Origin of the sequence: Desulfovibrio sp., from assembly GCF_035644575.1 — a bacterium.
Classification (GTDB): domain Bacteria; phylum Desulfobacterota; class Desulfovibrionia; order Desulfovibrionales; family Desulfovibrionaceae; genus Desulfovibrio.
In genome coordinates this window covers 1-4365 of record NZ_DASQOG010000027.1, presented here as the reverse complement: position 1 = coordinate 4365, position 4365 = coordinate 1, and the positions used below count along the sequence as shown (strand labels likewise).

Sequence of the window (4365 nt, the reverse complement as noted above, 5' to 3'; positions counted from 1 at the left end):
GCGATGCTCCGGTTGTCCGTATCTGTTATGTAGTACGAGCGTGAGCAAGCCTGTTCTTGCCTGAAAAACGCTGCCGCTGCAAGAGTTCTTGAAATATGGCCGGGGTTGAGGCACAAGAAAGGTTGGCAGGTTGATGGGCTTATGCGTTTGCAGTTCTGGCAGCCATAGCAGCCGGGCAAGCGGCAAGGTCGGGCCGAAATTTTTTTGATGGGCGTCTGTTGCGGGCTTTTGATGCATTGAGCGATATTTCAACGCAAGAATGCTCTTGTGCTGGAGACCGGGATGAAAACACTGATTGTTGTGCCGTTGGCTTGCGTTGCGCTGGTTGCCGGGTGCGCTTCTTCTGACAAAATGCGTCAGGTGGAATCGACCAGCGAAACCAACCAGAAGCTGCTGCGCGAGACCGACCAGCGGTTGCGCACGCTGGAGCATAGCGTAAACACGCTTGATACCCAGGTTGCCCAGCTCAATAACAGGGTTTACGAAGTGCGCACCCGTGGCGGACAAAAAACCGGCATGACCGTGGTGCCCATTATTCCGCCGCAGCCCCACAAAAGCGCAGTGGTTGCGCCTGCCCAGCCGGAAAGCGCCCAGCTTACCGCGCATGGCCCGGTTGCGACCAGCAGCCCCGAGCGCCCCGCAGTCAATCCCGCAAGCCAGCCCGCAGCTAGTGCCGCATCGGCAAATTCCGCAACGCCCAACGCCCGCGCTATTGATCCTGCCGCCACAATCAGGCCGATTCCCGCTGCGGCCCCGCGTGAGGCCGCCAGGGCTGAAGCTGAGGCAATGCCCAAAATTCCTGCGGAAAAAGCCCCTGCGCCAAAGGCTGCTGCTCCGCAAAGCCCCGCAGAAAAGCCGCAAGCCGCCGCCAAGGGCGCGGCAGGTGCTGCGCCTGCCGGATCCGCTGCATCTTTCGCCCTGCCGCCCGAGGCAGCGTCTCCCCCTGCGGCGTCCACTGCCGGAAAGGGAGCGGTTCAGCCCATGCTGCCGCCAGTTGCCGCAGCCGGGGGCAACCCTGATGTTCCCGTGCCTTCTGTGCCGGTCTCCGACCTTGCCCTGCCGCCCGAGCATCCGGGGCTGGGCCTGCCGCCCTTGCCTGGGGATGCAGCCGCCAAAAACGGCGCAAAGGGCAAGGCTGCCAAAGCCGCTGCTGCCCCTGCATCTGCTTCGGCTCCAGCTTCGGCGGCAAGCGCTGCCGCTACGCCTGCTGTTACGGCGCAAGCCCAGCCGCAAGCTCCGGCGCAACCGTCCGCAGCCTTGCCCAAGAGCGGCAAGGGTGAGGAGGCCGCATACAAGGCAGCCTTGCAGCCTGCCATGTCTGGCCGGGCCGCAGACAGTATTGGCCGTTTTCAGACTTTTTTGCAGGAATATCCCCAGGGCCGCTTTGCCGCCAATGCGGAATACTGGATTGGCGAGGGATACTACGCACAGGGCAAGTACAAGGACGCGCTGGCCCAGTTTGAAAAGGTCAACAGCCAGTGGCCTCGCCATCACAAGAATGCCGATGCCCTGCTGAAAACAGGTATGACCCTGAGCCGCATGGGCGACAAGGAAGGAGCCGCGCAGGCGTATAAAAAGCTGCTGTCGCAGTTTCCCAACTCAGAAGCGGCGGGGCTTGCCCGGTCGCGCGGTCTGGCCCGATAGAATGGGCTTTGCAGCGGCGCTGGGCCACACAGCGGTGGCGGCATGAGCCAGCCGTGTAAAACTCTGGCAGTCATGGACGAGGCCGCCCGCAAGGAATACTGGGCCAGCCTTGCCCTGCGGCACTGCCGTGGGCTGGGCGCGCGTTCTGCCGCACGCCTTGCGCGGCACTTTGGCTCGGCCTACGCCGCCGTGCAGGCGCGTGAACTCTGGCATGAGGCGGGCGTCAACAAGGGGCAGGCCGCCGAACTTGCTACGGGTTCGTGGCGTGTCACTGCCAGGGAAGAATGGGACCGCGCCCGCGATCTTGCCGCATCCATAGTTCTGTGGACAGACCCTGAATATCCTGTGCTGCTGCGCCCGGTTATTGATGCGCCCCTGCTGCTCTATTGCCGGGGCGATCTTTCCCTGCTGCAATCACCGGGTTTTGCCGTGGTTGGCTCGCGCAAGGCCACCAAACATGGCAGGTCTGTGGCCGAATACATGGCGCGCTGCCTTTCGGCCTGCGGCATTGCCATTGTTTCCGGCATGGCGCTGGGCATAGACAGGGTTGCCCATGAGGCCGCCCTTGCGCGCATTGGGCGCAGCATCGGCGTGTTGGGAACAGGCATTGATATGCTCTATCCCGTTGGCAACATGACTGTTTTTGATGAAATGGAGCGCCGGGGCCTGCTGATCTCTGAATTCGCGCCCGGTACGCTGCCGCATGCGGGCAATTTCCCCATCCGCAACCGCATCATCAGCGGGCTTTCGCTGGGCGTGCTGGTGGTGGAGGCCGCCCAGCGTTCGGGCAGCCTTATCACGGCGCGGCTGGCGCTTGAGCAAAACCGCGAAGTGTACGCCGTGCCGGGGCCTGCGCTGGATGCCCATTGCCTTGGCTGTCAGGATTTGGTGCGTCAGGGCGCGCATGCCGTATTCAGCGCCGAGGACGTGTTGCGCGATCTTGCAGAGCAGTTGCGGCCCTTTGGCATCAGCGAGGTCGATGTGCCTGGTGAAGAAGAAGGTCTGCTGGAGGATGCGCCCGCGCCGGAATCACCCAAAGTATCAGAATCCAGTGCCGCAAGCCGGGGTGTTGCGGCTGGTAAGCCCGGCAGGGCCAAGACCCATGGGCTGGATGCTCCAAACGGGGAGCGCGCCAGCGAAAATGGAACCATTATAGATGATGCCAGCAGCGAGGCAGGCACAGTGCAGCCCCTCAACGAGGGCGAGCGCGCCGCTGCGGAAAACGCCGCTGCCGCCGATGGCAACGCTGGTCTGCTTGAGTACCTGCGTCAGCACGGCCCCACCCATGCAGATGTTCTGGCTGATGCCGCAGGGCTGAGCTCTGCGGCGGCAAATGCCGCGCTTGTGGGGCTTGAGATGCTGGGCAAGGTGCGGCGTCTGCCCGGCGCGCGCTATGAGGTGACGGCATGAGCAGAGGGCAGGGCGGGCAAAAAGGCCCGATCGGCGCGACCTCCAGCCCAAAGGCAGGGAACGGTGCTGCCAGTGCCAAAACGACAGCGCGCAAAAAAACTGCGGGCAAGCAAACGCAAGGCTCGTTGACCGAGGCAGCCTCTGCAAACACGCAGGAACAGGCCGCTGGCGGGCAGCGCAAACCCGGCCCCGATAGGGCAAAGCTTTTTGTCGATGCCTTTCTGGCCTGGATGGAAGTGCAGAAGGGCGCTTCGCCCGCCACGCTCAAAGCCTACGGCAGCGACCTTGCGCAACTCATCGAATTTCTGCGCGGGCAGGATGCTGACCTCGGAAGGCCCGAAACCGTCACCCGCCGGCACGTGCAGGCCTATCTTGCCTGGCTGTTCCGTCAGGGCGAGGCCAAAAGCTCCATGGCCAGAAAACTGGCGGCTGTGCGTTCATTCTTCCGTTTTCAACAGCGCAATGGTGTGGTAACAGAAAATGTGGCCGCGCAGGTGCGCAATCCCCGGCAGGAAAAACGCCACCCCCGCGCCCTGAATGTGGACGAAACCTTTGCCTTGCTGGATGCGGAGCATGGCCAGGCAGGGGCAGAGAGCGCCGAATCCGCGCGCCTGCTGTGCCGCGACCTTGCTCTGGCGGAACTGCTCTATGGTTCTGGCCTGCGCATTTCAGAGGCTCTTGGCCTCAATATTGATGATGTGCAGCTTTCATCGCGCGTATTGCGCGTTATGGGCAAAGGCTCGCGTGAACGGCTTGCGCCGCTTTCCGACACATCGTGCGAGAGCCTCAAGGCCTGGCTTGACGAACGCCCGCTCCTGGCCCTGCCCGAAGAACAGGCCCTGTTTGTGGGTTCACGCGGTTCGCGCCTGAACCGCAGGGAGGCCGCGCGCATTGTGGAGCGCCTGTGCCGCCGGGCCGGGCTGGATTTTACAGTGTCGCCGCACAGCCTGCGCCATTCGTTTGCCACGCACCTGCTCTCGGCAGGGGCCGACCTGCGCAGCGTGCAGGAGCTGCTGGGACACCGCAGATTGACCACCACCCAGCGCTATACGCAGGTAAGCCTTGAGCATTTGATGGAAGCCTACGACAAGGCCCATCCCAAGGCGACGAAAAAATAAAAAAATCACTAAGTTAAAAATATTGTTTATTTTCAAGCAGATGTGTTTTGTGGGGTAGAGTGTCCACTAATCTGTTTCGGGTTTTTTTGTGCGAAGACCTTGGCATGGACAGGACTTTGTGCTAAAGAGAACAAAGCGGTCGCACTGAACCGCATACCCGAACAATACCGGAAGGAGAGACTGTCATGTCCGC

Annotated in this window: 3 protein-coding genes; all 3 read left to right on the top strand. The window is 62.1% G+C overall.

What is annotated here, in order from left to right; genetic code table 11:
* The first annotated feature begins 282 nt into the window (after nucleotides 1-282).
* From ybgF to VEZ52_RS01095, 3 genes are read left to right on the top strand one after another with little or no spacing between them, the layout of a single operon-like run.
* Nucleotides 283-1644 carry a tol-pal system protein YbgF gene (ybgF, locus tag VEZ52_RS01105; RefSeq protein WP_324835168.1) on the top strand — a complete coding sequence of 454 codons (1362 nt, stop codon included), beginning with the start codon at nucleotides 283-285 and terminating at the stop codon, nucleotides 1642-1644.
* Nucleotides 1645-1686: 42 nt separating this feature from the next.
* Entirely contained in the window at nucleotides 1687-3054 is a 1368-nt protein-coding gene (gene dprA, locus VEZ52_RS01100; RefSeq protein ID WP_324835167.1) for a DNA-processing protein DprA, read from the top strand.
* Entirely contained in the window at nucleotides 3051-4172 is a 1122-nt protein-coding gene (locus VEZ52_RS01095; protein ID WP_324835166.1) for a tyrosine recombinase XerC, read from the top strand. Before dprA ends, VEZ52_RS01095 begins: the two co-directional genes overlap by 4 nt.
* The last annotated feature ends 193 nt before the right edge of the window (nucleotides 4173-4365 follow it).